The following is a 24381-nucleotide window of genomic DNA, read 5'->3' on the forward strand; positions in this document are numbered from 1 at the left end:
TGGTCAACTCTCCAACAGTTTACCGAGAAAAAGCTGTGGGATGCATCTGCGAATGGGCCGCGGCGGTAGTGCCCGGCAGGCGCACCGTGAACGTGGTCAGTCCGGGCCTGCTGGTGACGCTTACCGTTCCATGGTGTGCGCGCACAATGCCCTGAACAATACTCAGGCCCAGCCCCGTGCTGCCCGAGGTGCCGGTACGGGCCTGATCTGCGCGGGAGAACCGGTCAAAGATGATGGTTTGGAAGTCCGGGTCGATTCCGGGGCCATTGTCGCTGACCTCCAGAAGACACCAGCCATCCGCGGTAGCGGAAACTGCGGCGTGGACAGCCGTTCCGGGCGGAGTGTGCTTGGCGGCGTTGGACAGCAAGTTCAAGAGGATCTGCCGCAGGGCCTGGTCTTCGCCCAAAACCTCGACGGGTTCATCGGGCACGGTCAGCGTCCAAAGATGATCGGGGGTGGCCACCTGAATATCTCGCACAGTCTCCATAACCAGCGGGCTCAAATTGACCACGGTGGGGGCTCCCAACCGTTTACCGTCCAGTCCTGCACCGTCCAGTCCTGCGGCGGCCTCGTCCAGCCTGGCCAGCGTGAGGAGATCCTCCACGAGACGGCTCATGCGCACCGATTGATCCTGTACGCGATCCAGTGATGTCTGGCCATCCGGACTGAGCTGTTCGGTCATAGCCAGCAGTTCGGCATAGCCGCGGATGGCGGTCAGCGGGGTGCGCAGTTCATGGCTGGCATCGGCCACAAAACGGCGCAGTTTGCTCTCGCTGTGCTGCCGGGCTTGGAGTGCATGGGAGACATTTTCCAGCATGGCATTGAATGCGTGCCCAACATTCCCAACCTCGGTACCCGGATGGGCAGCAGCGTCGAGGACCCTGGCACCCAAGGTGACTTCTCCGGCGTCGAGCCTGAGCGTTGAAACTCGTGTGGCGGTGTCTGAAAGTTGTGCCAACGGTTGCAGGCTGCGGCGGATGATGGCCGTCCCCGCCCAACCCAGTGCCAGTAATCCGGCCAGCGAGACCAGCACGATGGAGAGAATCAAGGTGGACAGCGTTTGCTCGGTGGCAGCGAGGGGCAGGCCGGTGATGAGGATGTCGCGGTTGGGTGCGGCTTGAGTCTGCAGCCGGTACTCGCCGATGGACAGCGTTTTGGTGCTGAGTTCGCCGTCGGGGGAGATCCCGGCCAGGATGTCGGCGTCGGCGGTGGTGAGTTGTTGGCGTGCCCCCGTATCGGAGAGGATGGCCGCATAATGGACGACGCCGTCGCTCAAGACCGCGCTCAGCTGACCTGCGCTGGTGGCTCGGGCGTTGATCGGGTCCGGGAGGCTCGAGCCGTTTTGGCTTGTATAGAAGGAGACGGTGCGCCCGGAAGCTTGCTGCAGCGAGGAGTCCAGCTGGCTCCGTACGGTCATGCTCAGTGCCGAATAACTCACCATGCCCACCAGGACGCAAATGACTGTGAGCAAGGCCAGCATGACGGCCACGAGACGGGTGCTCAGATGCCAGCTGGCGGGGCGTAACAGATGGCGTTTGATGCTGGTTATTGACATGGTTTGATCACATAACCGGAGCCGCGGACGGTGTGCAGCATGGGTTCTTGCCCGGCGTCGATCTTCTTGCGCAGGTAGGAGATATAGAGCTCCACAATGTTGCTTTGGCCGCCAAAGTTGTAGTCCCAGACGCGTTCTAAAATGCGGGCTTTGCTCACCACACGGCGTGGATTTTCCATCAGAAATTTCAGCAGTTCAAATTCGGTGGCGGTCAGATTGATGTCCGTATGAGCACGCTGGACGGCCTTGGTGTCCTTATTCAGGGTCAGATCGCCCACCGTCAGGAGCCCGAAATTGGGGGCCGTGATCCCGGAGCGCTGGACAATCCTGTGCAGTCGAAGCAGGACTTCTTTCATACTGAAAGGCTTGCTGACGTAATCGTCGCCGCCGGATTGCAGGCCGCTGACCTTGTCTGCAACGGCGTCCTTGGCGGTTAAAAATAGTGCGGGCACCTCAGGGTAGATGGTGCGGATTCTTTGCAGAAGTTCGACGCCGTCCATCCCCGGCATCATGATGTCCAGCACCAAAACGTCCGGGACAAATTCGCGGGCGATCTTCAATGCCTCGAAACCATCATGGGCTGTGGCGACGTTCCAACCGGTAATCTCCAGTCCGCGGCGCATCAGATCGGCAAGCTCAGGTTCATCATCCACCACTAGGGCCCGGATGGGTTCGCCATCGGCACGGGTGAGCTTGGGTAGGGGTGCTGATGAGGGTTGCTGGAGCGGACTGGCCATAGGACTATTCTCTGGCATCGAACCAGAGAGCCGCTGAATACTTGCTGAGAGTTGCCTGTGTCCTGAAAACACAAAACGCCCACCGGCACTGCCGGTGAGCGCTTCATATTTGCAATTAGACTCCGTGGCCCATGCCGAAAACAATCAGCAGGCCGAAGCAAGCGATACCGCCCAGAACCGTAACCCAGCCGATAACTGTGGCGGCGACAGTGCTGCTGCCCTTTTCGTGTGCGTCCGAGCGACGCTTTGCTTCTGTACTCACAAGTTTCCTTTGTTCGACGGCCCTATAAACCCGGGCCGGGGATCATCGTTGCCGTGGTGCCCCGCGGGTGTGGTGCGCAACGAAACAAGCTCGCCGACGTCGTCGGGTATCTCATCTTAGCAATTTCCCGATTAGAGCTCCAAGCCACCGCCAGAAGATAGGCTTCTGTGGGTGCTTGCGGAGAGAAATCTGTTGGCAACTATTACTTGTCGTTTGCCAGCGCCGTGGGACTAGGCGTCCTAGAGGCTAGCTCCGTTGCGAAGTCCATCAGAGCCCAGGCTCTGGTTGAGAGCACGGAAAACTACTGCCAATCCGCACAAGAAGCCGCTCTGATCAACGAACCCAAAGATGCCTCAGCGGGGCTAAATAGAACCTGAATACACGTCAGAGTTGGTCTACTTTTCATGGTTATGCGAGGTCTATAACCTGTACCGATCCCGGCCCCTCAACCAGCAAGAGGATCCGCGCTGATTCTGTTTCTGCCGCATCCAAGGCTGCCACCAGTTCATCAGCGGTGGCTTGGTAACCTTCCCCAGTTCTGAGTAGGACCTGAATTGTGGCACCTGTCTTGGCACTCAGAGCCTTCCTCAGCTCGGGGCTGTCTTCTCCTGCCACAAGGATGATTGATCCCACGGTTCCGGAGCTAGCGGGTTCTGCATCGGGGATCAGCGCCTTGTCCGAGCGCCACACCGCAAAATGGTAGATCGCAACCAAGAGAGTAGCTGCCAGGAGGCCAAGCGGTGCGCGCACCGATTCCAGCAGTCCCGAGACCAAGCTTCCGGGCTCTAAGAAGAACGTGAAGATTCGGAAGCCGGCAAAGAGTAGGGCAATCAGGGCCACTACCGCGCTGACACCAAATACCGCAACGAGATAGACCCTGCGTTCGCGCGGGTCTGCGGGTTTGTGGGGGCGCCAAGCCCACACCCATGCCAGCGCACCAATCACCAGCCAGATGAGACCAGCCAACAGCAGATCTATGCCTCGATCCCCTGCCAAGGGTGGCGTCAACGCGGCAAGGAGAGCATTGATGCAGACACCGAGCCCGGACGCCATGGCTGCCAAACCAAGCCCTGCGGAAACCAGTCGGGCAGCGGTCTTAGCCTCTGCGGAACGCGAACCCAGTTCCTGCCATGCCAGAGTGAAAATGAGGGCGCCGACAAGCGCCGCACCGAGTGACAACGGCACCGGCGCCAGTGATTGGGCATCACTTCCGTGAACGGCGGAGCGGCCAAGAGCGTAGAGCAAATATCCGGTTCCACCCAGTGCTGCGGCCCCAGCGGCTAGGACACCAACAAGAACCAACGCAACATCTGCGAATCCGCCACGTACCGTGCCCAAGCGATTGAGTTTCCAGTGCCACCACCACAGAGCCAGTCCGCCCACTATCCACGGCAATTGCGCCAATACCCCGCGCCACCAGGGTAAACCCACTGAGAAACTGTCGAAGATGGAATCAATTGCCGCGGAAAAGACGAGGGTCAAGGCGCTCACAGTCGCTGCAGCAACGAGTATCACCGCATACCAGCTGGCGAGGACGCCTGATAGTTGCGGAAGGCTACGCGGCGAACGGCGAGTATCGCTCCACATCCGGTGGTGCCACCACCAGACGCCTGCCCAGATGAACGCCGTCGAAAGTTCCTGGGCCCATCCTTGGGTGTGCCCTGCGAGCAGGTTCCCCAGCAGCGTGAACAGCCCTGTACTCGCAACGACCAGAGACGTTGAATACATGGCTGCTAGATAGAGCCCCCAAGCCGTCGCGGCGGATTCGAGAGGATCTAGCAAACGTTTGGCCAATGAACGCCACAGTAGTAGCGCTAACGGAGCTGCGATGATGACGAAGGCCAAAGATCTGGCTAGGTTGCTGGTGCGTCCGGAACCTTCGTCGTTTCCGGGGTCGAGCAAAAGTCCCAGTAGTCCTGCGGCGCCAACGGCCGCGAGGGTGACTAAGACGAACAGCAGAATGTAGAGCACCAGTCGGCGCACTGTTGGCAAGGATCCGGTACCTGAGACAGGTTGATTTACGCTCATGGTGTGGTCACCGTCGGCTCGTTACATGCCCATAAGGGCCAAGGGCTCTGGCTAATGAGCCAAGAGTCGTTGATCTTCTGCAATGTGAAGGAATCCTGATAGTCGCTCTGTCCCAAGCCGAAGGGTCCGTCGCCTATAGATTCACTGATGGTGACTTTCACGGTGGCTGTTGCCCCGCTAATTGTGCTCGCAACTAATCCAACGCGTAGGCTTCCTGCATCAAAGCCTGTGTCATACATTGCGTTGGCGCGGCATTCTTTAACTGCTTCGGGTGTCAGCAGACCGGACGCGGATTCCGTGTCACCGGCAAGCACTGCGGTGACGTAACTTTGAACCACGCCTTCGGGCGAGCGCGGGTCTGCTGGTGCGGCCGTTCCACGGGTCAGCACCACCACAATTGCCACGACGACGAGCAGTAAGATGCTGCCCAGCAAGATCAGGGGAGTGCGGCTCCCGGTGGCCGGTTCGTGTTCCATGGCTCAAGTATGCGATGGAAAAAATTTTTTGGCCGCAAACCCTGAATTCTGACGCTGAAACGAGACAAGTTCTCTCCCGAAAGAGGAGACTATTCCGCACCTCTTTCGGCCAGCTCGGAGTAAGGATGACTGGGCTGCGTTGATACCTCGCGCACAATCTAAAAGGGGCGCGTGAACTGCTGATGTTGAAAACCTCGGTAATGTCAGCGATCTGGATCCCCGAGCCCATGTGCGCCCACAGCCGTCTGTAACGATCACGGTCTGCTCTGGTCCAGCATGTCCACCGCGTCCCACCGACTCGGGTACTCGGTGAGCGGCGAGTTCGACGTGACTCACTATCACGTGCAGATGCCCGAGGTAGCTGGCTTCGGCAGCATCTCTAACGAGTTGAACCTTGCTGGGGTGCGAGAATACTGTCTCTGAAATGAACGAAGCTCCAGCAGCGATCCGATCACGGCGCTGAGCTTCGGGAATCTGTGCGTGCGGCTGGCTGAGAAGTTCCGGTCATCAGCATCGGAGTGTGGCAGGGTAAAATCCGGTCCCTGAGCGCCTAGTGGAAGAAAGAGGGTCCACACCACGAGTTATTCGTTGTGTGGACCCTCTTGCTCTGACGCTCGTGTGTTTGCCCTTCTACACAGAGGCTTCTTCAAAGAGCTGTTCATCTTTGAGCGTACGTAAGTTGCCCGAATTGACCATCAGCCCCATCATGTCGAATACAACGGTGGCGGCGGCCAGTGAGGTGATGTCAGCATGATCGTAGGCGGGGGCGACCTCCACTACGTCGGCTCCGACAATGTTTATTCCGTTCAGGCCGCGCAACAGACGCAGCAGCTCGCGGGACTGCAGGCCGCCCATTTCTGGGGTGCCTGTGCCCGGGGCGAAGGCGGGGTCCAGAACGTCGATGTCCACTGAGAGGTACACGGGGGTGTCGCCCAGGCGTTCGCGCACTTTGGCGATAGCGGCTGGCACACCGATCTCGTCGATGTCCGTGGAGCGGATGATTTGGAAACCGAACTCGTGGTCGCGCAGGAAGTCGTCCTGGTCGTAGACCGGGCCGCGAATACCGACGTGCATTGACTTGTCTTCGATCAGCAGCCCTTCCTCGAAGGCGCGACGGAACATGGTCCCGTGGGTGATTGGCTCATCGAAGTAGGTGTCCCAGGTATCCAAATGCGCATCGAAGTGCAGCAGGGCGACCGGCCCGTGGATTTTGTTCACTGCCCGGAGCATCGGCAATGCGATGGTGTGGTCCCCTCCGATGGCGATGACGCGCTTGTCCTTGGACAGCAGCGGCAATACCTGCTCCTCGATCTGTTCCACGGCTTTGCTGATGTTATACGGGGTGCAGGCTACATCTCCCGCATCCACGACCTGGACCGCTTCGACGGGTGTCACGTCCAGTTCGACGTGGTAGCCGGGGCGCAGCAACCGGGAGGCCTCTCGGACGGCGGCCGGACCGAATCGGGCGCCCGGACGGAAGGAAGTACCACCGTCGAACGGAACGCCGAGCACAGCGATGTCGTAATCAGGTACCGCGTCGATCTGTGGGAGCCGGGCGAAGGTTCCAAGCCCTGCGAACCGGGGTACTTTGGTCGCTTCAACTGGCCCAATGGGCTGGTGCTTGCTCATCTGAGGGTTTCCTTTACTTTCGTTTCTTCGGTCGCGCTGTTGGTCTTGGATTTTATGGTTCGTTCGCCGCCGGAGATATCGGCTAGGGAACGGTTGGCAGTTTCTGGGGCCAGAATGAAGGTGGCAATCAAACCGACTAAGGAGATCCCGGCTCCGATCAGTAGGGCACCCGAGGCGCCGAAGTTGATGATTGCCACTGGCATGAGATAGGTGCTGGCGGCTGAACCGACGCGACTGATGGCAGTGCCGAAGCCGACCGCTGTGGCTCGAATTTCCGTGGGGAACAGTTCGTTGGGGTAGACGACCTCAAGGAAGCTGGAAGCGCCGGAGGCCAGGGCGAATATTGCCAAGGCGGTGAATAGGGTTTTAGGGCCAACGCCGGGGATAAATGCCGGGGCTGCAAGCGCTAGGACGATGATTCCGAAGGTCCACAGCAGCAGCTTACGCCGGCCGATCCGCTCCACCAGCCACAGACCGGGGATACCACCAATGACAAAGAGCAGGGAAATAAGAAGGGAACCGCCGTAGAGGTTCGCATCTCCGTCCAGACCGAAAGAGGAGAGTAGCTCTGGGGCGAAGGTGTAGACGGCGAAGAGCGGAATTACCTGTGCGGTCCAGAAAATAGAGACAAAGAGCGTTCGACGCCAGAACTTCTTGTTGAAGATGTCGACAAACGTTGCCACGCGCTTGCCCGTGTTCTCGTCCTCACCTAATGAACTGACGTCGTAGTCGTTTCCGTAGACCTTCTTGATCACGGCACGGGCCTCGTCGACCCGTCCACGGGATAGCAACCAGCGGGGCGATTCAGGGGTTCCTAGGCGGAAGAGCAGGGTGATGATGGCAAAAATTGCGGGGCTGGCAAGCATCCAGCGCCAGGCGTCCTCGCCCACGTCGCGCATCGCGAACCCGACGGCAAAGGCCGCGGCCGCGCCCACAGCCCAGACCACGAAGGTGGCACCAAGGAGCCGGCCGCGGTGCTTGCGAGGAAGGAATTCGGCCAGCAACGAGGTGGCGATGGGGTAATCGGCGCCAATGGCCACGCCAAGGAGAAAGCGCCAGATGACCAGCTGCCAGACGTCGGTGGAGAAGGCGCTGAGGACGGAAAATACCGCTAGGGCAATGAGGTCCAAAATATACATGGTATGGCGGCCGACCTTGTCGGTCACCCAGCCGAACACCCCGCCGCCGAAGAAAATACCGACGAGACTGGCGGCACCGACCATGCCGATTTCAGAAATGCTCAAGTCCAAGGCCGGGGTCATGGTTATTAGTGCGATTCCGATGATGGACAGCGCGTATCCGTCGATGAAGGGACCGCCAGAGGAAAAAATGGTCAGCTTCTTGTGGAACCGCGTCAACGGTGCGTCGTCAATGAGGTGAATGGAAGTACTCATTGCTGACCCTTCTCTCTCTAGATGCCCGGAAATTCCGGACGGGATATTGGATTAGTTCCATCATTGGTGACGGGAGTCACTCCAGCAATCAACATCTGTCAACCCTTAGGAGAATGTATTAGACATTTGTATAATATAAGGAGTTAAATGACTCTCTAGAGCCGCGGACCATTGAACTGTCGGCCTGAGGCAGATGAGGGTACGAAATATGGCTATGAATGTCGCTGAACTGCTGTCCGAACCACAGCTTGGACTTGAATTGTTGGCCGGATCGCAGGGACTCAACCATGCCATTACCTGGTCCCACACCTCAGACCTGCCCAACCTATGGGAATGGGTTTCGCCCGGTGTATTGCTGATGACCAACGGGCTCTCAATCCCTGCCGATCCGGCATTGCAGGTCCAATTGGCGCATTCGCTCGTAGAGGCCGGAGCAGTGGCCTTGGCTGTGGGTGAGAAGATGCATGCCCCGGATCTCTCCCCTGATTTCCTTGAGACCTGCAATGCACTTCCGCTTCCCTTAATCTCGGTTCCCTATCCCTTGCCCTTCATGGCAATCTCGCGTTCTATCGCTGAGGCGAACCTGCTGGAGGAGTCCCGGAGGATCAAGCAGACGGCCAGGATCTATGACCTGCTGCGTAAAGCGACCACGCCCGGGGAGACCTGGATCCAACTGATGGGTGATATCCGTGAAGAGGTGAAAGCGAACCTCTACGTGGTCGATGGACGTTGCCTCCATCCTTGGCAACCAGGTGATCCTCCACTTCCCGAGGCACTCGTGGCGCGTGTTCACCTGGCAAATGCTGAAGCTTCGGCCGAAAACAAGCACTTCCTGTGGAGCAGCGAGGGAAAAAACTCCATTCTATTAATGGAGATTCCCACCCATCCGCATGCGTTGCTGGTTGTGCTTCCCAATGCCGAAACAAAGCCGGACGGAGTGGTGCTCCTTCATGTTGCCACGGTCATGGGGTTGGGACTCTCTCGGTCTGCACTTTCAATGGAGAGCCAATATCGTTCAGGGGGAGAATTCCTGGTGCAAGCCTTCGAGGGGCGAATCGGGGCGGCGGAGGCCGCTCGTCGCCTCGAAGAGTTCGGGCTCTCTGCCGATGGCATGCGCATGGTGGCGGTTCCGGACCAGTCCGAGTCGGGATTGCCGGAAGTGCACCGGGCACTGTGGAGACACGGTGTCAACAGCATCTGCGTCATCGGTGAGGGAAAGCTCCATCTGCTGATTTCCGAGCAGTGTCCCGACTCATTGCTTCTGCATGTCTTCGACGCAAAATTTCCGATAGGGCTGAGTTCTACGGTTGGAAACTCCGAGATCCCGCGAGGCCGGCGCGAATCCCTGTGGGCACTCGGCCAGGCTACTTCTAGGGGCGTGCGACACGTCGAGTACTCGGCAGGAGATCCTTGGTACGGACTTGTTGGCCATCGTGACGGTGATGCGCTGATCCAACGTTTGCTGGATCCGTTGATAGAGCACGACCGCGCGCACCAGACCGAATTGATGACCACTTTGAAGGCCTACCTGGAAAACCAGCGTTCGGCCCAAAAGGTCGCGTCACTTCTCTTTGTCCACCGCCAGACGGTAATTTATCGCGTACGCAAGATCAGCGACCTCACCGGATTGAATCTGGCCGAAACTTCTTCCCTCGCCCAACTATGGATGGCCATCCAGGTATTCGAAGCAATAGGGTCCGGGGATCACCTGTGGCACGGATGAGGCGGCTTTGGGTGCGCTCACCGGGGAAACTTTTCTAGCATTCATGTTTTCTAGCATTCATGTACCGCCGACTCAGTTACTGCTCGGGGCATGAAGCGCACGCGCTGCCCTCGCCCTGTCACTGCGGGACCTCCCGGGTCGAAATGGATCTTGGTCCACCCGATCATGCCCCTTATGACGATAATGACCGTCACACTCAGGTTCAGCGATGCCTCGCATGGAAAAGCCCTTGTCCATGCGAGCGCCGCGCTCATCGTCGACCAAGTAGAAGTGCCAGAACATCCGTGTGACTGTTAGTTCAGAATGACGGTCTTTTCACAGCTCAATTTGGCGGCTCTGATATCTTGCCTGCCATGAGTTGGGAGACGCTTCGGTGAGGCAGGGAAGAGGGCCGGCTCTGTATAAGGCAAGAATTGGCCGGTGAATTTATGCGTTGAGGTAACAAAGAGATGGAGATACATCCTTGTCATTCGTATGAACATAGAGTTCTCTTGTGCTCTCTTGAGCGCAGGCGAAATAGAGCAGCCTAAGAGGTCTCTTAAAACGGGGGAAAATTGAAGAAATCACTAGTCTGTCTGGCGGCGGCCGCACTCTTGCTTACAGGTTGTGGGAGCACTGCAGAGAGCGCAACTGCACCGAGCGTAGAACCCGCCGGCGCAGCGCAGACGTCAGCAACAGCCGCAGTCTCGGTCCCAGCGGTAGCCGCAGAGAAATCAGTACGCGGAAACCTCATCAAGAAGTTGGGGGATGGCGCAGGAATCACGGATCAAACTCTGAATAAGGATGTTGCGTCCTTCGTGATCAACTCCATCACCGTCGATGGAGTGTGCACCAACGAACACTCTCAAGCGCCCGTAAACGGGCACATCCTTATCCTCGACGTATCAGTCCAGACTGACGCCGCCTTAGCGGAATCTGTGGTGCCGTCCTTTAGCCTGAACCCCTACAGCTTCAAAACCATTGCTCCCAATGGAACTACCTCCAATGTGGATCTGGCATCCATGGCTACGTATTCCTGCCTTCCGGACGCTGAAGTTCTGCCGTTGGAAATCGGACCGGGGGAGAAGGCGACCGGCAAGGTCGTTCTAGACGCTGAAACAGCCGAAGGTACCCTTGTTTTCAAACCCGGATACGCCAATGTCGGATGGGAATGGGTATACCCGGCTAGCTAGTGACAGCAGGCCATGTCTGGATAGCAATGCTGTGAATGGTGATCCTGTAATAGAGAAACCTCGTCGGGTCGTCTGGCGGGGTTTTTCTTGTTTAGGGGGTTCCGGAACCAAAGTGCGCTCACAGGACTGAAATCCTAAAGAGCAAAGGCGCCTACTTCGCTGTCAATTCAACGATGTAGACGCCTTGCTAATTGGCGGTGACGGTGGGATTTGAACCCACGTCAGGCTCTCACCTGAACAACATTTCGAGTGTTGCACCTTCGGCCGCTCGGACACGTCACCAACGCGTCAACCTTACCGGGTCAAAGCCGTACAACAAAAATGAGCTTCCTCAGCCCCGAACAAATCGTGAATGGATAGGGCAAGATGGCCTCATGGACAGTGCAACGCAGCGTGCCTATAGCTGGCATAAACAAGGTCTCGACGGATCTCTTGCGGGCAGCAACGCCGCGGATGTCTTGGCCACAGGCGGCTGGGCACGCTCCATTGGGGGCGCCAACCCCTACCTGACACTCTTCGCCCGCGCAGGCATCCGCCGTGAGCAAGCTGACGCCGAGGTGGCGGCCCTGCGCATTCATGAACTTCCGACGGCGCGCGGCTGCACCTATGTACTGGGGGAGCGCGACTACCCCTGGGCACTGTCCCTTGGTCAAGACGCGGCCCAGGTGCCGGTGAAAGTGTTAGACAAGCTCGGCGTCGAACGTTTTGAGGTAGATGCGCTGGCAAACAAGACTCTGAAAGTGCTCCAAAGCGCCGGCGGTCCCCTGGATCCGAAACAACTCAAAGACCAGCTCGGTGATGCCGTGCGCAGTCTGGGCGAGGAGGGCAAAAAGAAAGGTGCCTCCACAACGCTGCCCACGGTGCTTGGGCTGCTGCAGGCCGATGGGCGCATCCGCCGCGTGCCCATCAAGGGCCGTCTGAACCAGCAGCGTTACGCCTATGTTGCCTGGGGATTGCCCGTTACGCAGGAAACTCCAGAACAGGCGCGGGCAAAGCTCATGGAAAACTATCTGGGCTGGACCGGCGGAGCTACGCTGAAACAGAGCCAGTGGTTCACCGCGTTTACAGTGGCGCAAACAAAGGCTGCGCTCGCAGCAGTGGGGGCTGTGGAGTCCACAATTGTGGATCCGGCGGGGTTGTGGATGCTGCCTTCGGATATCGACGCGGCCGCTGCGTTTACCGTCCCAACGGAGGAACAAATCCAGCTGCTGGCCGGAACGGACTCCTTGTTTCTTTTGCGTCGCAATGTTGCCGACGCGCTCGATGCGGCGGATCAGGCATCGCCACTTCTCAACGATGGGAATGGGTTGCAGCCGGATCTGCCGGATCATCCCATCGTTGATCGGGGCCAGATCATTGGGCTGTGGCAATACGATCCCGGCCAGGAACGCATTGCCCACTGGACATTCAAAACACCTACGGCCGCCGTCAAGCAGCGCATCGCGGAGGTTGAGGCATTCATCCGCGAGGACCTAGGAGATTTCCGTTCCTACAGTTTGGATTCCCCCGCCAGCCGACAGAAAAGGATCGACGCCCTCAACGCAGCAGCAGGCTACGGAAAGCGAGTTTGACCATGCGCAAAATGTGTTCGCGGGTTTCGGGGGTATCTGCGGCAGTGCTGGTCACGGGGGCGTCCGTCACTGGCTGTTCGGGGCCGCGTGGGACGGCGCCGACGGGCTCGGGCTGCATGCCGCCGCCGTTCTCACTGAGCGCCGTCGCTGCCAAGCCCGGCGACAGCCTCACCGTTCAGGCCAAGGATGCCACCTGCGATCCGCGGTACGGGGACACCGCCCAAATACACATTGAGGTCTTGGATTCCTCGGGAACCAAAACTCTGGAGCTCCAAGCCCCCATGAACGACGCCGGCGCGTTCAGTTCCGAGCTCGTCATCCCCGAAACTGCCGTCCCCGGCCAAGCAATGGTCTCGGCTTACCCTTACAACGTGGACTGGTGCGATGACACCGGAACGAACAACCGCGTAGGTGCACCAGAGAGTTCGGGGGCGCTAGAAATCCAGCGGATCTCATGCGTTATGCCGTCACAGCCGCTGGCTGCCGAAGAAATCTTTCAGGAGCGCGGCGCATTCCTCCTCGCGCACACCGGGGAAGACTTCCACCCAATGGTTGAGTCGGCGTTCGCGCAGCACGTCAAAGACTGATCCTGCGGCTCCTGCTTTCTCGTCCCAAGCACCGAAAACCACCTTGGGAATACGTGCCAGCACAATGGCTCCAGCGCACATGGTGCAAGGCTCTAAGGTGACCACAAGCGTGCAATTGCTCAGCCGCCATTCGCCCAATTTCGCGGCAGCTTCGCGGATCGCTACGACTTCTGCGTGCGCTGTGGGATCCCCATGTGCTTCACGCTCATTACGCCCCAAACCGAGAACTTCACCGTCCGGTCCAAGCACGACTGCGCCGATCGGCACATCCGCCGTCGTCAGGGCTTGCTGTGCCTGTGCAAGGGCAATACCCATCCACTGGGCATGTAAGGCCGTGGTAGTGGTCTCGATTCTAGGTAAATTTGAGGAATTGGACACGGCTCAATGGTAGCTTTTATTCATGCGCGTATTCGTTGCGGATCATCCGCTTATTGCCCACAAATTGACCGTTCTGCGGGACAAGAACACTCCGTCACCGGTTTTTCGTCAGCTGACTGAAGAACTCGTCACGCTGCTGGCCTATGAAGCAACACGTGAAGTACGCGTGGAGCCGGTCAACATCGAGACGCCTGTGACCAGTGCTGTTGGCACCGGTTTGGTGAAGCCGACGCCGCTGGTGGTGCCGATTCTGCGCGCCGGTCTGGGCATGCTCGAAGGTATGACCCGCCTTCTACCCACGGCTGAAGTTGGCTTCTTGGGTATGGCCCGCAATGAGGAAACTCTCGAGGCCATCACCTACGCCGAGCGTCTTCCTGAAGACCTGACCGGCCGTCAGGTGTACGTTTTGGACCCGATGCTGGCCACCGGCTCAACGCTCATTGAGGCGTTCAAGTTCCTGTTCGATCGCGGCGCAGCGGACATCACCTGCATTTGCTTGCTGGCAGCCCCCGAAGGCCTCGCCAAGCTCGAAGCAGCCCACGGCGGACGCGATAACGTTCACGTAGTTTTGGCCTCCATCGACGAAGGCCTTGACGAGAACGCATACATTGTTCCGGGTCTCGGCGACGCCGGCGACCGACTCTACGGCGTCGTGGACTAAACCAACTTTTGAAAAATGCCACCGTTTGACGTCATTGCCAGGGTTTGAACTATGGCAATAACGTCAAAGGGTGGCATTTTGCGTAAGCGGCGGGCCCGGTAGCTGCGTTAGTACCAACCCACGGATTCGGAGTGGCCCCAGGCGCCGCAGGGGGATCCGTAACGGCCCTCAATGTAGCCCAGGCCCCAAAGGATCTGGGTTTCATAGTTGGTGGCCCAGTCGGATCCGACGCTTTCCATTTTGTTGGCTGGCAACGACTGGACGATCCCGTAGGCGCCGCTGGAGGCGTTCTCGGCCGTGGTGCGCCAGTTGGATTCGCGCTCCCAGAGTAGGTTCAGGCAGTTCATCTGGTCTGCACCCCAACCGTGGGAACCTAGCTGGCTGGCCGCGAAAGCCTTCGCTGCGGCGGGGTTATCCACGGCAACGGGGTGGGTCAGCGGGGCTGCATCCGGGCTCGCCACGGGCGTGACCGCATCGGCTTCAGGTTTCACCGTAGCTGTGGAAGCTGTGGAAGCTGTGGCTGCGGGGGAAGGCTTGGAGCTGACGCTGATCCCGGAGAAGCTAATGGCTGCGTCCGACGGTGCCGAGACAACAGCAGGCGTACCCTGATCAATGGCTGCGACCAGATTGCTCGTGTCGGTGGCACCTGCCACAGGGTTCAGGGTGTCCGAAGCCACCGATCCGGCAGCCATCAGAGCGCCGACAACGGCTACAGCAGCCATGCATTTGGCGGTGGTGGTGACGGCAGCAACGCCGCGCGGTGTGGCTGCATGACTCCGGGCATTATCTTTGTGAGCGGTAGCCAGGTCGCGACATGAGGGCCGGTTTGCTGGTTCTGCGCGACGACGGCCGCGCTGGGGTGCTGCAGACATGTGGGGTGCCTCTCTACGCCTGCGAGGTGAGCTGTCGGGAACGGACTAGAGAATCCGGCCACGCATCCTCGAGAGGCAGAATTCACTGCCTGTTGACGTTGCGCTGGCTTAACCCCAAGGGCTTCCATAATGGGAAGGCCCAGAAAGATTGGGTCCCCCGTCTCTGCCATGGATCTTGAGGGAAATGGGTGGCGGCAGAGCTCGGCGAACCATCCATTAATGCCAGAACCGGTAATGATTCAAGAGGCACTCTAGCGAGAGTAACCGAACCGAAACCATATGTCACATTTTGGTAACGAGCATTGTAGTAGGCAACTTTATTGGCTGGTGCTAGCGCGAGTGACCAGTATGACATTTACTTAGCACTGCTAACGATCTAGGGTTTGAAGCAGAAGATACGAAACTTGTGTAGCTAGGTAGCTGAGCATCCATGACTGAACATTCCACCCAACCGGCCGCTGCAGATGTCACGGCAGGTACCGGCGCCCCAAATTCCGCCGCTCAAGATCCGGGCTACTTAGCCGCGGAACTGCGAGTGGCCATCATGCGAACTTCCAGGCGGCTCCGGGCCGAAGCGGCGACGGGGGAATTGAGTCCAGGCAGATATTCGGTTCTGGCGGGGTTGGGGGAGGGGCCCCGGACGGTGGGTCAGCTGGCTTCGCGGGAACAAATTCAGGCGCCGTCCATGACTCGGATCGTCAATGACCTCGTGGCAGTTGATTTCGTCAGCAGGAGTGAAAACCCCCAGGACAAGCGCCAAGTGCTGATCAGTATTACCCTTGCCGGCAGTGCGGCCCTTGACTACGCCCGGTCGTTGCGCACTGCGTGGCTGGCGCAACGAGTTGCTGCACTCACGCCACAGGAACGGAACACGCTCCACGAGGCGGCCTTGATCCTGCAGGAGATGAGCGCCTAATGAGTTCAATGTTTAGAGCGCTCAAGGTGCGCAACTACAGGCTCTGGGTGACCGGTGCATTGGTCTCCAATATCGGTACGTGGATGCAGCGCGTGGCCCAAGACTGGTTGGTCTTGACGGTCTTGACCAATAACTCAGGAACGGCCGCGGGCATCACGACGGGCCTGCAATTTCTGCCCATTATTTTCATAGGCCCATACGCCGGACTCTTGGGAGACCGGGTTAACAAACGAAAACTGTTGCTGATCACCCAGTCGGCCATGGGAATCTGTGCGCTTTTGTTGGGAATCTTGGTGGTCACAGGGTCTGTACAACTGTGGCATGTTTATGCACTAGCGCTTCTCCTGGGAGTTGCCAGCGCCTTTGACGCTCCGTCGCGGCAGGCGTTTGTCTCGGAAGTGGTCGCTAAAGAAGACGTGCCCAACGCCGTCGCACTTAATAGCGCTTCCTTTAACCTGGCCCGGCTGGCTGGCCCCGGTGTTGCCGGGCTGGTGATCGCACTGGTTGGCACGGGACCGGCCTTCCTGATCAACGCCGCCAGCTTTGCGGCAGTCATTTTCTCCCTGTGGCGGATGCGGGCCGATCAGCTCGTCCCGGCGGTGCATGTGCCCCGCGCCAAGGGGCAGATTCGTGAAGGGCTGGTGTACATTCGGCAGCGGCCCGATCTGCTCATGATCATGGTTCTGGTGTTCGTAGTGGGCACCTTTGGTATGAACTTCCAGATCACTAACGCGCTCATGGCCACCACCGTATTTGATTTGGGGCCGGGGGAGTACGGGCTGCTGGGCTCTGTTATGGCGATTGGCACGTTGGGGGCGGCGTTGTTGGCTGCCCGCCGCAAGAACACACGGATGCTGTACATCATTGGCGGCGCCCTTGGCTTCGGGATCACCGTGGCGGTGGCTGCCTTCATGCCGAGCTACGTCCTTTATGCAATTGCTCTAGTGCCCGTGGGGCTCGCCTCGCTCACGTTCATGAATGCCTGCAACACCACCATTCAATTATCCACCGATGCGGCCATGCGGGGACGGGTACTTGCTGTCTACATGGTTGTTTTGCAGGGCGGGACGCCGATTGGTGCTCCGCTGGTGGGCTGGATTGCCACTGAATTTGGGGCGCGCTGGTCCTTGGGGCTGGCAGCGGTTGTTGCCCTCGTTGCGGGCTTGGCTGCTTTGATCCTGATGAATCGGCGCAATAACGTCAGGCTGCGGGACCAGATTAAGGGCCTGCGCCCGCATTGGCCCGTGCTGGGCCTGCGCCGTACCGCCGGATAGCCGGCCTGGGGCTGCCGGATCAGGGGGCGGCGGGTGTGTGCCGGCCCGCGTGGGACCGGCGCTTCAACTGCTGGCCTACATGTCTCTATTCCTCACTGGTTCGTAAACTTCTGTTCACCTAGCGTCAAACTCTGGGAGGAAGCTGCGTTCAGGGAGTGACTTGCGGGAGATGTTTAGAACGTGCTTTAAGAGCGAGAAAACTATTTTGCCAAAAATGATCAAAATGACGAATTAAACAATGCTTATCAGCGCATGTACAAGTAATAATTTGGCCAATCCCGTTATTTCCTCCGAAAATGAGAGCAAAGCAACAATATTAGCTTGCTCACAAATTGGATCACAATCTCACATGCTGGACGTATCGGGCCTTTGTTACTTGCAAGTTCGCTTTGTTACGTAGGACACTGGCAAGTGTGAACACCCACTCAGTAAGTTCTGCACCCACAGCAAGTATCCGTCTAGGAGACACCGGACGGTTCATGCGTGGTTGTCGAATGCAGGCCTAACTCACAGCCTTTATCGCCGCACAGAGCAATCATTGCAAACATCTGCCGATAGCAGCACCGCAGATGACATGTGAAGCAATGTACGGCTTAGCAGGCATAAGTCTTGGCCCTTGGGTCGGCCTTGGAATACAAGGCAACATGGTTCTGGAGGGGCAGAACCATTAGGAAGCATTCGCGCCGTAGTCACACGGCCATACACCTAGGTAGTTCAATGTCAGTAGCATCTGGTTACGTCCACATCTCAGTTCGCAATGCCGCCAAAGCTGTTGCTCGCAACACCGGCCAGGGATCTTCAACTCGCAGCGCACAGCCCGAACACCTCGGATTCCGTTCCGACACAGGCAACGCCGCGGCTCGTCTGCGCGCAGTTCCGGCCACAGACAGCAACCCCATGACGGCTCCCACGCCCGTGATTGCAGGGGCCGGCTCGGATAGCCTCCGTGGCGTCAGTCCCGATAATGTGGCCCGCGGGTTCGTGCTTTACGTGGGCGTGGATGAGGACACTGCGGCAGCTGCCGGAACCTCACTTGCCAAGCTTGCTCAAGACATTCGGACGTATGCCCAGGGTCTAGTGCCGCAGGCGCAGAGCTATGCTGCAGTGGCGATTGCTCCCTCAGATGCAGTGGGAACCGCGCTGGATGTAGTCCGCTCCACCTTCGGAGACCCCACAGTGGCCAGCCGCCAGCGCGCCGAAGCCGTCCGCATTCCCCCCGCCGAACAGCGCCCCACCGGCGTGCTGATCGATCTTGCCCGTCGTGAAGTCCACCTCGACGGCGACACCTTGAATCTCACCTTCAAGGAGTTCGAACTGTTGAACTACCTCGTGGAAAACGGCACCCGCACCGTGGGCCGCGACGAACTCCTCGAAGGTCTCTGGTCCAACGCTGACGAAGTTCCGAACGAGCGCACCATTGACGTACACATTCGCCGACTGCGCTCGAAGCTAGGCCGCCTCGCCAACACCGTGCGCACCGTCCGTGGCGAAGGTTACCGCTTCTACGAGCACCCCGAAGTAGTGGTTTGGGCCGCCCCGGAATACTCCATCTGATTTTCATGTACGACGGCGTTCTGCTCACCCAGGTGGGCCGGGCGCCGTCGTACTGCTTTAACTGTCACTAAACTGAGTGAATGAGCGAACACCACATTAAACGGCTGATCTTGATGCGTCATTCCAAGGCGGCCTTTCCGCTGAACGTGGAAGACCATGACCGGCCCCTGGCACAGCGCGGGCACCACGAGGCGCCGTTGGCGGGCCAGTGGATGGTGGAGAACGCAGTGGTGCCCGATTTCATCCTGGTCTCATCGGCGCTGCGAACCCGGCAAACCTGCACATGGGTGTGCCAGCAGCTGGCCGATGAGGCGCCCACTCCTAAGCTGGAGCAGGCACTGTATCTGGCGGGGGCGACGTCTATGCTTTCGGTCATCAATCACGTTCCGGAGACCGTCAGGACGCTCCTGGTGATCACGCATATGCCGGGGGTGCAGCAGTTAGCGCTGCGGCTGGCTTCGCGGGACTCTGATCAAGATGCCTATATGGATTTGGCGTCGGGGTTCCCCACGAGCGCTTTTGCCGTGTTCGAGCACAGCAGCGACTGGGCCAGCCTGGACGGACAAGATGCCCTGCTGCAGAATTTTGTGGTGCCCCGGCCGTAGGTGAGCTGTACTACTACGCTTCGATCTCCGGCATCAGCGTCTTCAGGGTCCAGGTTTTTTTCTTGGTGACGGCAGCCCAGGCCAGGAGCAGCCCCAGCACCATATAGCCCAACAATCCCAGGACAATGGGCAGTAGTGGGGCAAGGTCGGCGCCATAGATCAGGTGCCGCATGCCTTCAACCACATGCCCCATGGGCAGGATCTGGTGCGTGATGTGCAGTGGTTCCGGGGTGGTTTGCCACGGGAACGTGCCGCCTGAGGACACCAGTTGAAGGACCAGCAAGATCAGCACCACGAACTTCCCTGGCGTTCCCATGAGTGCCACAATGCCCTGAATGAGGGCCGTGAACGCTAGGGATGCGAGCAGGAGCAAGCCCAGTGTCAGCCATGGATGGCTCGGTTCTAGGCCCAGGCCAAACTTCACCACCGCGTAGAGCAGCAGGGCTTGCGTTGTGGAAACAGCCGCGAACGGCAACCAGCCGCCCAACGCAATCTTCCACGATGGAGCGTTGGAGGCCAACGCCCGAACCGTCAGCGGACGCATGGCCTGCACCAGCATGAACGCACCAATCCACAGGGCCAAGACCAGGAAGAACGGGGCCAAGCCTGAGCCGTAGTTGGCGGCCTGCGCTTGGGAGACCGAATCGACGCGGATGGGATCGGCAATGACCCCTGCCGCGTTCTGCTTGTCCTTGTCATTGGGATCCGGAATGGACCCCGCGCCGTTGCGCAGCTGCGTGGCGAGTTCGCCGGCTCCGGTGGAGAGTTTGCCGGAGCCGGTCTTTAGATCGCTAACGCCGGTGTCGAGTTTTGTAGCGCCCGCAGCCAGTTGGGTGGCGCCGTCCAAGGCTGCGGTTTGACCGTCGGCAAGGGTTCCCGCCCCGGTGGCGAGCTCGCTGGAACCGGACGTGGCCTGTGAAATCGCCCCAGTCAGCTTCGGCGTGGCAGCTGCGAGTTTTGAAGCCCCAGCAGCAAGATCGGCAGACCCGGTGGCCAGTTTTTGGATGTCGGCGGTATCGGCAGCGAGCTGATCCTTGAGCTCGGTGATGGACGGGCTCGCGGCCTTGGCTTTCAATGAATCGTTAATTTCTATGGACTGTTCGGGGGTGATGACCCCATCGCTCACGAGCTGTGCGAGCTTGTCATTGATGGCCGCAGTGACAGCGCCATCAAGTTTTTCGGCGGTTCCGGCGGCGTTCTGAACCTTCGTGTTCAGGGCGGCATTTCCGGCTGCGACGGCGGCAGCACCATCGGAGAGTGCTTTAGTGTCATCGGGCAGCGTAGCGGTTTGAGTCTCTAACTGTCCAAGCCCTTTCTCCAGGGCGACGGCACCAGCCTGCAACTTCTTGGCCCCGGTGACCAGCTGCGTCTGCCCAGTCACCAGCGAATCGGCGCCCGTCAGCAGATCAGAACTGCCGGTTTTTAGCGTCCCTACCCCGGTGTCAAGGGTCGCGGCGCCATCCGCTAACTGTTTCGCGCCGTCGGCCGCCTTCACCAGCTGGGCGTGAATGGTGCCGTACCCGGTCAGCAACGAATTGGCGGTTTGCTCACCCACCTGCTGCGCCACAGAGTCATGGACTTGCGTGGCCACCTTGTCCACGATCGAGGTCAGCAAATAGTTGTTGGCATCGTTGGTGGTCACGCTCATCATGGCTTGAGTGGCCGAATCAAAATTCTCCGGCGAGACCAGATTTGCCGAAAAATCTTTGGGGATGGTCAGCGCGAACGCGAATTCCCCGCTCCGTACCCCGTTTTGGGCATCTTCAGCGTTCTCCACGAGCTGCCAATCGAACTTGTGCCCCTCCACGAGAGAATCCGCCACATCCTTCCCGGCCGTCAGTTCCTTGCCTTCCTTGGTGGTGGCGCCCTCGTCCTGAACCACCACGGCGGCCTTGAGCTGATCGAGGTTGCCGTACGGATCCCAGTTCGCGTACAGATACACGGCGCCATAGAGCAGCGGCACCATGACCAGCGCAATGATGGTCAGCTTCGGCAGGATCCCGCCGGTCATGCGTTTGAGCTCGGATAGGGCCAGGCGGAACACTGTCATGGCTTTTCCTCGGTCGTGATTTCGGTTTCGGATGCGGTAGCCAGGGGTGCTTTCCTGAGCTCTTCCGTGTCTGGATGTTCGACGCCGGATGGCTCAGCTGCCGCTTCGGGGAGCGCGCCGGTTGTGGTTTCTGCTGCGGGATCCCCGGCTGCGTCGGAAGCGGCGGCGTCGGTAGCGGCGGCAGGAGGTTGATCGGCGTCGTGCTTTGTGGTGCTGTGTTCGAAAAGTTCCTGGGAGGCGGCATTGCCAGCGATTGTGCTGGGTCCGTCCCACTCATCCGGGAGGCGAGCCACCACACCAATCACCAGCAACGGGCGGGGCGGGGAATCGGTGTGAGCATCGGGGCCGCGGCCAAGTTCACCAGCCGCGGCGGCCTCCAGTAGAGGTAGCCAGGCGGAGACATCTGCTGTGTGGCGGTCGGGGGAATCAATGACCAGCAGCTCCACATCGCGGTTGGCTAGGGCTAGTTCCAGCTGGAGGTGCAAGAGCCGATGGGGTTCCAGCTCTTCGATCCACTGGTCGAGGATGTCGCGGAATCCGTGGTTGACAAGCCATGCTGTAGGGCGGGTGCGATCGCGGAACCTTAGCGGCACCAGGGCCAGATCCTCTGAAGTCAGGGACCGGGTGGTGAGGTGGTGTTCAGGGGCGTTTACATCCGGTGAATCGACCAGTGCGCTGCGTCGGCGAAGAGCGGCCATGGAGGAGTCGTGGCCCAGCACCACTGATCCGCTGGAGGGCTTCATACGCCCGGTCAATGTCAGTGCCAGGGCAGTGCGACGTTCCTGCCCATCAGCCTGAATGAGTAACAGTTCTCCGCGCTGTGCCAGCGCTGTGGTGGCGGGCAACAGGGTGTGATGTCTCCCTGCAACGTGTAACTGATGGGCAGTGAGCATAGAGTGCTCCTTCGAAGCGGGGCTGACAGGAATAAAATACCAGAACTGACTGGTCAGTACAAAGAAAAGTGGTAAGGCTCATCCTCGCTTGGCCGGATTCTTCCGTGCTGAGGGCCCAAAGCTGAGGGCCCAAAAAAATCGAGTGGGCAGTAGATGTTGATGTTTTTGGGAAACATCAACATCTACTGCCCACTCGATTTTGTGGTGCGGCGCAATTAGCTCGCGCGGGCGATTGCGGGCGATTGCAGGCGATTGGAAATGAGCGCTAGGCGTCCAAGGCAGCCTTGAACCAGCTGGTGATGGTGGAGGGATGCGTGATGGCGGTGCCAACGACCACGGCGAAGGCGCCGGCGTCGAGCGCTGCCCGTGCCTGCGCGGGGGAGTGGATGCGGCCTTCGGCAATGAGCGGCTTGCCCAAGTTAGCGGCAGCGATCTGCGCGATGAGCTCCAAATCGGGGCCTTCTGTCTTGGGACGTTCGCCCGAATAACCAGCCAAGGTGGTGCCGATCAGATCGGCACCGGCCTCCGCGGCAGCAACGGCGTCCTCGAAGGATCCGCAGTCAGCCATGACCAAGGAATTGGAGTTGGCGTGGACCCCGGCAATGGTTTCGGCCAAGGTGAGGCCGTCCGGGCGGGGTCGGCGGGTGCCGTCAATTGCCACAATGTGAGCTCCGGCGTTGGCACAGGCCAGTGCGTGGCGCAATGTGGGGGTGATGAAGACGCCGTCGTGGCCGTCCTTCCACAGCCCGATGACGGGAACCTCCACGGCGGCGCGAGCAAATTGGATGTCGGCAATGCCCTGGACACGGATGGCTGCAGCACCGCCCACTACGGCCGAGGCGGCAATCTGAGCCATGGTGCGCGGATCGCGCATGGCCTCACCCGGGTAAGCCTGGGCGGACACCACAAGCTGTCCCTTCAGCGCATCAAAGTTGGTCATTTTCAGTGTCATAAGTGACTCCTAGGAGAGGGAGAACGTGTTTAGTGGTCTAGGACTAAGGAAGCTGCGCCCACAATGGCGGCCGTGTTGCCCAAGCTGGCCCGCACCACCGGAACAGCAGCGAGGGGGGCCAGCAGTTGCGCACGCAGCGCCGCCTCCATGGCATCCCACCACAGTTCGCCGGAGTCGGCCAATCCTCCGGACACCACCACCACAGCAGGGTCCAGAATGTTGATGAGTCCACCTAATGCCTGGCCAGCAGCAGCGGCAGCGATAGCGATCACAGACAAGGCTAGATCGTCACCTGCCCGCGCCGAGTCAAACACTGCACGGGTGTCAGGCAAAGCGGCGCTGCCGCCGCTGCGCAGGTAGGCCGCGTGGATGGCGGGGCCGGAAGCGATGGCTTCCACGTGGCCTTCGTGGCCGCACGAACACGGTAGCGGAATGCCGCGATGAACAGCTAGCGGGGAAGCGAAATGCCCCACATGGCCACCCACAAAGTGGGCGCCGAGCACAGGCTGGCCGTTGATGACAAAGCTGCCGCCCACACCGGTACCAAAGGCCACCATGAGGGAGGTAGCGGCGCCCTGGCCCGCACCATGCCACGCCTCCCCGAGCGCGTGGGCGTGGACATCATTGACGACGGCGGACGGTAGTCCCAGCCGCGCCGTCAGCCCTGCGGTGATGGCGGTTCCGCTCCAGCCCAGAATGGCGTCCGTGGCTGAAATGACGGTGCCTTCGGCGGCATTGATGACCCCGGCAGAGCCAACGCCCACGGCCTCAACGATGGCACCCTGGGCGGCGGCGCGTTCCTGGAGGGAGCGGATCAGAGCTGCTGTGGCGTCCAGAATGGCCTCGCCGCCGTCGCGGTTTAGAGTAGGAATTTGCTCCGTGAGCAACACTGAGCCATCCGCTGCCACTACTCCGGCAGCGGTTTTGGTTCCGCCCAGGTCAACACCAACTACGTACCGCATGAAAGATCCTTATAAATGTCAAAATCAGGCAAAAAAGAATGCCCCTCGGGTGTGTGGGGCCGCAGTTGGGACCACACACCCAAGGGGAACAAGACAAAACAAACCAAAGAAACCGGGCGGGGAGAGGAGG

23 protein-coding genes, 1 tRNA gene and 1 riboswitch are annotated in these 24381 nt (G+C 59.5%); of the genes, 8 read left to right on the forward strand and 16 right to left on the reverse strand.

All coding sequences use genetic code 11. From position 1 onward, the window contains the following. Positions 1 to 19 precede the first annotated feature (19 nt). The 7 genes from ACX80D_RS10420 to ACX80D_RS10450 all read right to left on the reverse strand — a co-directional run bounded on the left by ACX80D_RS10420 (position 20) and on the right by ACX80D_RS10450 (position 8081). A complete protein-coding gene (locus ACX80D_RS10420; RefSeq protein WP_459322594.1) occupies positions 20 to 1555 on the reverse strand; it encodes a sensor histidine kinase in 1536 nt (511 codons plus the stop codon). Continuing rightward, positions 1546 to 2292: a response regulator transcription factor gene (locus ACX80D_RS10425; RefSeq protein WP_459322595.1), complete on the reverse strand. Its 747-nt coding sequence runs from the start codon at positions 2290 to 2292 to the stop codon at positions 1546 to 1548. Before ACX80D_RS10425 ends, ACX80D_RS10420 begins: the two co-directional genes overlap by 10 nt. A gap of 115 nt (positions 2293 to 2407) precedes the next feature. After that, on the reverse strand, positions 2408 to 2554 hold the full coding sequence (locus tag ACX80D_RS10430) for a hypothetical protein (protein WP_459322596.1): 147 nt from the start codon (positions 2552 to 2554) through the stop codon (positions 2408 to 2410). Between the two features lie 408 nt (positions 2555 to 2962). Next, complete coding sequence (locus ACX80D_RS10435) at positions 2963 to 4582, reverse strand: DUF5671 domain-containing protein (protein ID WP_459322597.1); 1620 nt, start codon at positions 4580 to 4582, stop codon at positions 2963 to 2965. Further along, the gene (locus ACX80D_RS10440; RefSeq protein WP_459322598.1) at positions 4579 to 5058 is read right to left on the reverse strand and encodes a nuclear transport factor 2 family protein; all 480 of its coding nucleotides are present in this window, start codon (positions 5056 to 5058) and stop codon (positions 4579 to 4581) included. The genes ACX80D_RS10435 and ACX80D_RS10440 overlap by 4 nt, the downstream gene beginning before the upstream one ends. Positions 5059 to 5688: 630 nt before the next feature. Further along, entirely contained in the window at positions 5689 to 6687 is a 999-nt protein-coding gene (gene speB / locus ACX80D_RS10445) for an agmatinase (protein ID WP_459322599.1), read from the reverse strand. Next, on the reverse strand, positions 6684 to 8081 hold the full coding sequence (locus ACX80D_RS10450; protein WP_459322600.1) for an MFS transporter: 1398 nt from the start codon (positions 8079 to 8081) through the stop codon (positions 6684 to 6686). Before ACX80D_RS10450 ends, speB begins: the two co-directional genes overlap by 4 nt. 208 nt (positions 8082 to 8289) lie before the next feature. On the opposite strand from ACX80D_RS10450, the gene ACX80D_RS10455 reads away from it, so the two are divergent. Both ACX80D_RS10455 and ACX80D_RS10460 read left to right on the forward strand, forming a co-directional pair. Then, positions 8290 to 9804, forward strand: a complete 1515-nt coding sequence (locus ACX80D_RS10455) for a PucR family transcriptional regulator (protein WP_459322601.1) — start codon at positions 8290 to 8292, stop codon at positions 9802 to 9804. Positions 9805 to 10358: 554 nt separating this feature from the next. Then, positions 10359 to 10976, forward strand: coding sequence for a DUF4352 domain-containing protein (locus ACX80D_RS10460; RefSeq protein WP_459322602.1), 618 nt, complete (start codon positions 10359 to 10361; stop codon positions 10974 to 10976). Between the two features lie 192 nt (positions 10977 to 11168). Here ACX80D_RS10460 and ACX80D_RS10465 read toward each other — a convergent pair. After that, positions 11169 to 11258, reverse strand: a tRNA-Ser gene (locus tag ACX80D_RS10465). 92 nt (positions 11259 to 11350) lie between these two features. On the opposite strand from ACX80D_RS10465, the gene ACX80D_RS10470 reads away from it, so the two are divergent. Next, positions 11351 to 12547, forward strand: coding sequence for a DNA glycosylase AlkZ-like family protein (locus tag ACX80D_RS10470; RefSeq protein ID WP_459322603.1), 1197 nt, complete (start codon positions 11351 to 11353; stop codon positions 12545 to 12547). On the opposite strand, the gene ACX80D_RS10475 is transcribed toward ACX80D_RS10470, so the two are convergent. The 3 genes from ACX80D_RS10475 to tadA all read right to left on the reverse strand — a co-directional run bounded on the left by ACX80D_RS10475 (position 12513) and on the right by tadA (position 13512). Beyond that, positions 12513 to 12701, reverse strand: coding sequence for a hypothetical protein (locus ACX80D_RS10475; RefSeq protein WP_459322604.1), 189 nt, complete (start codon positions 12699 to 12701; stop codon positions 12513 to 12515). The two genes, ACX80D_RS10470 and ACX80D_RS10475, sit on opposite strands and share 35 nt — an antisense overlap. Then, complete coding sequence (locus ACX80D_RS10480; RefSeq protein ID WP_459322605.1) at positions 12679 to 12822, reverse strand: hypothetical protein; 144 nt, start codon at positions 12820 to 12822, stop codon at positions 12679 to 12681. The genes ACX80D_RS10475 and ACX80D_RS10480 overlap by 23 nt, the downstream gene beginning before the upstream one ends. Before the next feature lie 192 nt (positions 12823 to 13014). Then, positions 13015 to 13512 (reverse strand): tRNA adenosine(34) deaminase TadA, encoded by a 498-nt coding sequence (tadA, locus tag ACX80D_RS10485; protein WP_459322606.1) that lies wholly within the window; start codon positions 13510 to 13512, stop codon positions 13015 to 13017. Positions 13513 to 13534: 22 nt separating this feature from the next. Here tadA and upp point away from each other — a divergent pair, with 22 nt between their 5' ends. Beyond that, positions 13535 to 14173 (forward strand): uracil phosphoribosyltransferase, encoded by a 639-nt coding sequence (upp, locus tag ACX80D_RS10490; protein ID WP_459322607.1) that lies wholly within the window; start codon positions 13535 to 13537, stop codon positions 14171 to 14173. 107 nt (positions 14174 to 14280) lie between these two features. On the opposite strand, the gene ACX80D_RS10495 is transcribed toward upp, so the two are convergent. Then, positions 14281 to 15045, reverse strand: coding sequence for an aggregation-promoting factor C-terminal-like domain-containing protein (locus tag ACX80D_RS10495; protein WP_459322608.1), 765 nt, complete (start codon positions 15043 to 15045; stop codon positions 14281 to 14283). Positions 15046 to 15049: 4 nt separating this feature from the next. After that, positions 15050 to 15246: riboswitch (cyclic di-AMP (ydaO/yuaA leader) on the reverse strand. A 229-nt stretch (positions 15247 to 15475) separates the two neighbouring features. Here ACX80D_RS10495 and ACX80D_RS10500 point away from each other — a divergent pair. The 4 genes from ACX80D_RS10500 to ACX80D_RS10515 all read left to right on the forward strand — a co-directional run bounded on the left by ACX80D_RS10500 (position 15476) and on the right by ACX80D_RS10515 (position 19394). Further along, complete coding sequence (locus ACX80D_RS10500; protein WP_459322609.1) at positions 15476 to 15961, forward strand: MarR family winged helix-turn-helix transcriptional regulator; 486 nt, start codon at positions 15476 to 15478, stop codon at positions 15959 to 15961. Further along, entirely contained in the window at positions 15961 to 17235 is a 1275-nt protein-coding gene (locus tag ACX80D_RS10505) for an MFS transporter (protein WP_459322610.1), read from the forward strand. The genes ACX80D_RS10500 and ACX80D_RS10505 overlap by 1 nt, the downstream gene beginning before the upstream one ends. 717 nt (positions 17236 to 17952) lie before the next feature. After that, complete coding sequence (locus ACX80D_RS10510) at positions 17953 to 18789, forward strand: winged helix-turn-helix domain-containing protein (RefSeq protein WP_459322611.1); 837 nt, start codon at positions 17953 to 17955, stop codon at positions 18787 to 18789. An 80-nt stretch (positions 18790 to 18869) separates the two neighbouring features. Beyond that, entirely contained in the window at positions 18870 to 19394 is a 525-nt protein-coding gene (locus ACX80D_RS10515) for a SixA phosphatase family protein (RefSeq protein WP_459322612.1), read from the forward strand. Between the two features lie 13 nt (positions 19395 to 19407). Here ACX80D_RS10515 and ACX80D_RS10520 read toward each other — a convergent pair whose 3' ends face one another. The 4 genes from ACX80D_RS10520 to ACX80D_RS10535 form a co-directional block, all read right to left on the reverse strand. After that, on the reverse strand, positions 19408 to 21444 hold the full coding sequence (locus ACX80D_RS10520; protein ID WP_459322613.1) for a YhgE/Pip family protein: 2037 nt from the start codon (positions 21442 to 21444) through the stop codon (positions 19408 to 19410). After that, positions 21441 to 22337: an ABC transporter ATP-binding protein gene (locus ACX80D_RS10525; RefSeq protein ID WP_459322614.1), complete on the reverse strand. Its 897-nt coding sequence runs from the start codon at positions 22335 to 22337 to the stop codon at positions 21441 to 21443. Before ACX80D_RS10525 ends, ACX80D_RS10520 begins: the two co-directional genes overlap by 4 nt. A gap of 265 nt (positions 22338 to 22602) precedes the next feature. Then, a complete protein-coding gene (locus tag ACX80D_RS10530) occupies positions 22603 to 23289 on the reverse strand; it encodes an N-acetylmannosamine-6-phosphate 2-epimerase (protein ID WP_459322615.1) in 687 nt (228 codons plus the stop codon). 29 nt (positions 23290 to 23318) lie between these two features. Beyond that, on the reverse strand, positions 23319 to 24251 hold the full coding sequence (locus ACX80D_RS10535) for an ROK family protein (RefSeq protein WP_459322616.1): 933 nt from the start codon (positions 24249 to 24251) through the stop codon (positions 23319 to 23321). Positions 24252 to 24381: the final 130 nt, after the last annotated feature.

This window comes from Arthrobacter sp. Sr24, from assembly GCF_054511175.1.